Source organism: Candidatus Poribacteria bacterium, from assembly GCA_021295755.1.
Taxonomy (GTDB): domain Bacteria; phylum Poribacteria; class WGA-4E; order WGA-4E; family PCPOR2b; genus PCPOR2b.
The window spans coordinates 1-4,931 of record JAGWBT010000181.1; the positions used below are offsets into that span (position 1 = coordinate 1).

The 4,931-nt window shown below is 49.3% G+C and carries 7 protein-coding genes; all 7 read right to left on the bottom strand.

Annotation, left to right across the window (positions count from 1 at the left end; translation table 11 throughout):
- On the bottom strand, window positions 1–735 hold a 735-nt coding region (locus J4G02_20760; protein MCE2396957.1), incomplete at its 3' end, for an NAD(P)-dependent oxidoreductase.
- 155 nt (window positions 736–890) lie between these two features.
- On the bottom strand, window positions 891–1,148 hold the full coding sequence (locus J4G02_20765; GenBank protein MCE2396958.1) for a hypothetical protein: 258 nt from the start codon (window positions 1,146–1,148) through the stop codon (window positions 891–893).
- Window positions 1,149–1,392: 244 nt separating this feature from the next.
- The gene (locus J4G02_20770) at window positions 1,393–1,554 is read right to left on the bottom strand and encodes a ParA family protein (protein ID MCE2396959.1); all 162 of its coding nucleotides are present in this window, start codon (window positions 1,552–1,554) and stop codon (window positions 1,393–1,395) included.
- Window positions 1,555–1,595: 41 nt separating this feature from the next.
- The gene (locus tag J4G02_20775) at window positions 1,596–2,156 is read right to left on the bottom strand and encodes a GNAT family N-acetyltransferase (protein MCE2396960.1); all 561 of its coding nucleotides are present in this window, start codon (window positions 2,154–2,156) and stop codon (window positions 1,596–1,598) included.
- A 75-nt stretch (window positions 2,157–2,231) separates the two neighbouring features.
- Window positions 2,232–2,807 carry a hypothetical protein gene (locus tag J4G02_20780; GenBank protein ID MCE2396961.1) on the bottom strand — a complete coding sequence of 192 codons (576 nt, stop codon included), beginning with the start codon at window positions 2,805–2,807 and terminating at the stop codon, window positions 2,232–2,234.
- 71 nt (window positions 2,808–2,878) lie between these two features.
- Window positions 2,879–3,703 (bottom strand): DNA-3-methyladenine glycosylase 2 family protein, encoded by an 825-nt coding sequence (locus tag J4G02_20785; GenBank protein MCE2396962.1) that lies wholly within the window; start codon window positions 3,701–3,703, stop codon window positions 2,879–2,881.
- A 154-nt stretch (window positions 3,704–3,857) separates the two neighbouring features.
- A complete protein-coding gene (locus J4G02_20790; GenBank protein ID MCE2396963.1) occupies window positions 3,858–4,691 on the bottom strand; it encodes an SDR family oxidoreductase in 834 nt (277 codons plus the stop codon).
- Between the last annotated feature and the right edge of the window lie 240 nt (window positions 4,692–4,931).

A 4,931-nucleotide genomic window follows, 5' to 3' on the forward strand; every position in this document is an offset into this window, starting at 1 on the left:
GCCGACATGACCGAACGTCGCCGAGATCTCCTCCATCTCACCGATCCAACGTCTGGACTTCGGCGGCATCCCCGGCAATCCGCCCTCCATGCGTTGATACAGCGCCGATTGACTCATCTGAAACTCCGCTTTGAGAGCGTCGGACACCCCCAGCAGTTCTGCGGCTGTCAGCAGTTCTGTGCACAGTGCGGTCAGCCCTTTGGTTAGCGAGGCGTAACACATCTTAATTGCCGAAGCCAACCCAATCTGATCGCCGAGTGGACGGACATCAAGCCCAAACTGTGTCAACACTTCAAAATCACCGACATGGACACCTGAAGCGTAGAAGCGGGTTGCCCCCGGCTTTCTGGGCGGCGGACCGATAATTGACGCATCGACAAAACGACCGCCGGCTTCGGTTATGATTGCATCGAGTTGGCGCGTGGTCTGTGGGGCGATTGCGTTACAATCGACGTAGGTGAGATCTGTGTCTGTTTCAGCAAGTACGTCCGCAACCGCTTGGGAGGCTCCCTTGGCTTCCGCCGGCACCATGATCGACAGGATCATCTCTGCTTCATTCACGAGGGCTTCATACGTCGGCACATCTTCAATTTTCCCTTTTTCTGCGAGGGCTCGGGTCCGTTCACTTCTCCCGTGCAGGCAGGTAATCACGCGCAAGCCGTGTGTCACAAGGACGTTACCAACAATATGTCCCATATCGCCGGGACTTAGAAGTCCAACAGTTTGTAATGGCATAGTCTTTTTCCTTTTTAGGTTGTTAATAGATCATGTGTTGTTTCAGCAATCTGTTCGATAAATCAGAGAGATCTATTACCGCGGTAGTTTGAGTGTTTAAGGTGTTATGGATAACCCCAAGATTGCGGACACGAGCAATATTGACTCGAAATTGATCAATCGCTACTTGCATAAGTTGTTAGCCCGATAATTTTATCCGCAAGTTCTGAAAAAATCTGCTGAAAACTATCCCTTGATTTGAGTGTAATTTCCTCGACTCTACCGGCCTGACCAATCTGTTCAGGGGTCAGCGCAAAAACAGGGGTTTGGTGGTCTTGCGATTTGGCAATCAGCGTATTGAAGTCGGGGATAGTTGCCAAGCAGAAGTCTGCCTCCACACTTTCCCCCTTATAGACCTGATCCGGTAACATCATTCCAATTTTGTGTAATTCGGAAACCAGTTTTGAGGAGACAGTGGTGTTGATCTCATCTATCCATTTTTGAAAGCCGACAGTGGGTGCACCACCTCGTGGGCGATAATTTTGAATGATTACGCCTAGGATTTTGGAGTGACTTTTGGGAATGGATAAGCCGCAGTCTGAAGGATTGGTAAGGTATAGGCTTTCTCAGCCCATGCGTACCAGTTCGGTAACACTGTTGCTAAAGATTCTATCGCCATCACTTGAATCCAAGCACGATTCCTGTTAAGTTGCATTGGGGATCGGCATCCACCAGAATAACCCTCTTCCCTTTTGAGGCTAACATCCAGCCCAGGTTAAATGTCGTTGTTGTCTTGCTCACGCCACCCTTGTGATTAAAAAGTGCGATTCGTTGAGCCATTGTGCATCCCTCATTTTGGTCTTTTAAGATTTGTCGAGTATCTACTGTAATTTCAAACCTTTTTCCCATTCCGAGCGGAGGAGACCGTACAGATACATATCATAGCGTCTCCCATCCCGCTGTAGGTGTTCCCGATGCACACCTTCACGCTGAAAGCCCAATTTTTCATACAGCGCGATAGCGCGTTCGTTGTAGCTAAACACCGTGAGTTGTACGCGATGCAAATTGAGTTCGTCAAAGGCAAATTGGAGCAGAAGTTGCATAGCTTCGTATCCGTAGCCTTTTCCCCGGTGTTTTGCTTCCCCAATGGCGATACTTACGCCGCTCACCCGATGCGTCCACAGGATTCCGTCGAGTTCAACATAGCCAATCAGTTCATCGTTACTAAGGGCGCGAATGGCAAAAAGAAAAGTATCGGTTGATTTATGCGTATCGTCTAGCCATTGAGTCAACGCTGCCTCAGTTTTAGGAGAAGCGGGGAGCGCGTCAAATAGTCGCAAAAAGTCGGGGTTCTGATGCCATTGGACAATGGTTGGGAGGTCGCTTTGCGTTAACGCTGTGAGCCGGACTCGACTACCGCGCAAAAGCGTCGAAGAGGTCATGCCTAGTATTCCTAACGGATGGCTCGCGGCACGTTGTCAATTGCGTCTTTTAGACGGTTCGTTGGCAGGTGAGCGTTAAGCGAATTCCGTCTCATCATCTGTGTTCTCAGCTGCCCCTTCAGTCGCTTCAGCGTCTGTTTGATCGGATGTGTCATCGGGATCGCTTGACTGTTTTGCTTCCTGCGGTTCGAGCAGTGTTGTAGGTATAAACAGCGTCTCATCGGAATCGCTTGGCTGTTCCGTTTCTTCGTCTTGTTGTTCTGTCTCATTATCAACTGTTTCAGGTGTATAGTCGAGGGGGCTAGACTGCGCTTCTTCCTGCCCTTCTGACCGACTCTCAGCATTGCTGAGCATTGTCATGAGCCCTTCAAGGCGTTCGCGGACTTCCGCTTTCTCTTTATCTACTTCAAGGCGTTCCTGTTCACGCTCATTCCGGATCACTGTAATTTCCGCTTCAAAATGGTTTAGTTCAGCGTTCCGTTGTTCGAGGTTTTGAATCTGTACATCCCGTTGGTCCAACTCATTCCGGAGTTGATTATTTTCAGCTTCAAGGGCTAATTTCTCTTCCCTGAGACGGCTGATAGTATCAATGGCACGTTCAACACGTTCTTCCAGCAATGTAAGCACATTTTCACGCAAATCTTCAAGCATGTAAACCTCCTGTTTTCTGTTTGATTAATGGTTTTGGATAGCGTACTGCTAAGGGAGTCAGAATTGTCTTGCTATCTTTCGCTCTCTAGCAGATTTTCAAGTCCAACTGTCCGGGCATAATGGAACAGGTACTGCTGGGCGTAACCGAGATGCTCCCCAAAATAGTCTTCGGCAAACTGACGTATCTCACGAATTGAGGCTTTCCGTTTAAGATAGAGCTGCTCTATAATCCGTTTCACCCACACATCGATGGGCAGGGCTTGACCATGCCCTAACGAAAATAGGCAGATGCAGTCGGCGACTTTCTCACCGATTCCTTTGAACTCCATCAACTCTTGTTTCGCGTCGACATAAGGCATACTTGTCAGAAGCTCGGGATCGAATTCTCCTGCTGCGATAGTCGATGAAACCGTCCACAGATACGGGGCGCGATATCCCAGTCCGCAATCGTACAACGTCTCAACGCCGGCTTCGGCGAGGGCTTGGGGTGTTGGGAAAGAGTAATCAACCAAGTCATCAAGCGCAATTTTTTCGCCAAATCGCGTGGAGATTGTGCGGATAATCCCCTTAATCCGGGGCACGTTATTATTCTGAGACAAGATAAACGATGCGAGACACTCCCACACCTCTTGGTTCAAAATTCGCATCCCCCGGAACGTTTCAATCGAGCGGTGGATGAACGGATCAATGTCGACAGCGTCTAAGATCGCCGATAGATCCCGATTTAGGTCCAAGTAGTGGCGGAGGAAGACTTCCAATCGATCTGCTGCTTCATCAGCCGAACTTTCCACAACCAGCGTCTGATTTTCCTGACGTATCTTCAGCTGCCTGCCCTCGACAACGCCGTAATACCAGCCGTTGATCGGCTGCCAGCGGAATGATTGCCCACACTCCAACGTATGCTTCAGATTGAAATCGGTGACAGGTTCAATTCGGATAGGGCAGCCTCCTCACGCAAAAACGGCAGAATGCCTATTAGCAAAGTTGTGCGTATTATACAACGAAATTCCAACGAATACAATAACAGAAATTATGCAAAGAAAGCTGAGGTCAATAAGAAGATACATCGGTATCTGGATGGTCTTTAAAAAATCGTGCCTGATTCACGCCGAAGTCCTCTTGAAGTTGAATGGTCAGTCCACCGTCCACCGGCAGTGCGTGTCCTGTGATAAAAGATGCTTCGTCCGAACAGAGGAAGTTGATAGCGTTAGCAATGTCAATCGGGCGTCCAACACGGCGAACTGGATATTGTGCCTCAAAGAAACGTAACAGCGACGGATTCTGCTTCCAATGTTCTTCGATGCGCTCAGTTACGATATGACCGGGGCAGATCGCGTTGACCCGGATCCCCATCGGTCCGAAGTCAATCGCCATCTGACGGGTGACACCGATAACGGAGGATTTGCCCGCTTCATATACCAATTTCTTCGGAGCCATCAAAAGACCGTGGACGGACGAGATATTGATGATACTACCTTTGCCCGACTTTGCGATCTCTGGTACGGCGTACTTTGCACCTAGAAACATGGACTTGACTAGGACGTTCATTGCGTAGTCCCAAGCCTCTTCCGACAGGTCTACTGCGCTGCCGTCCGGCTCTTTGGTATTGAAAGCGTTGTTGACGAGGATGTCGAGGCGCCCCCATAGTTCAACCGCTTTGCGAACCATTGCCTCAATGTCATCACGGCGAGAGACATCGGTCTCGAGGACTTCCGCTATGCCGCCTGCATTCCGAATCCGCTCGGCGTTGGACTGAGCTGTTTCAACATCCATATCGGCGATGAGGATTCTCGCACCTGATTCAGCGAGCCGTCTCGAAGTTGCACCGCCGATCCCTTGGGCACCGCCTGTGACAATTGCGACCTGATCTGCTAAACTTCCCATGATTCTATCTCCTTTATCAAAATTTTAATAATCCGAGTTGTTATGTTGTGTTGACTTTTGACGGATTGAGCCCATCTCCGTTCTGAGAGGCTTTGACCTGATGCACCCCGATAAGATCGGGATTCAAAGCAACTTGGTACGATTGCAGACTCCTGTAGGTCGATTTTGAAAAATCGACATGCTGTGTCGAGATATGAATCTCGACCTACTTGCTGCGAGCGGTGATTGATCTATGGATCT

Bases quoted from the DNA above. Each gene is read 5' to 3' on its own strand.
- J4G02_20765 (MCE2396958.1), bottom strand. From the start codon at position 1,148: ATGATGTTACCGGATCAGGTCTATAAGGGGGAAAGTGTGGAGGCAGAC.
- J4G02_20770 (MCE2396959.1), bottom strand. From the start codon at position 1,554: ATGGCTCAACGAATCGCACTTTTTAATCACAAGGGTGGCGTGAGCAAG.
- J4G02_20775 (MCE2396960.1), bottom strand. From the start codon at position 2,156: ATGACCTCTTCGACGCTTTTGCGCGGTAGTCGAGTCCGGCTCACAGCG.
- J4G02_20780 (MCE2396961.1), bottom strand. From the start codon at position 2,807: ATGCTTGAAGATTTGCGTGAAAATGTGCTTACATTGCTGGAAGAACGT.
- J4G02_20790 (MCE2396963.1), bottom strand. From the start codon at position 4,691: ATGGGAAGTTTAGCAGATCAGGTCGCAATTGTCACAGGCGGTGCCCAA.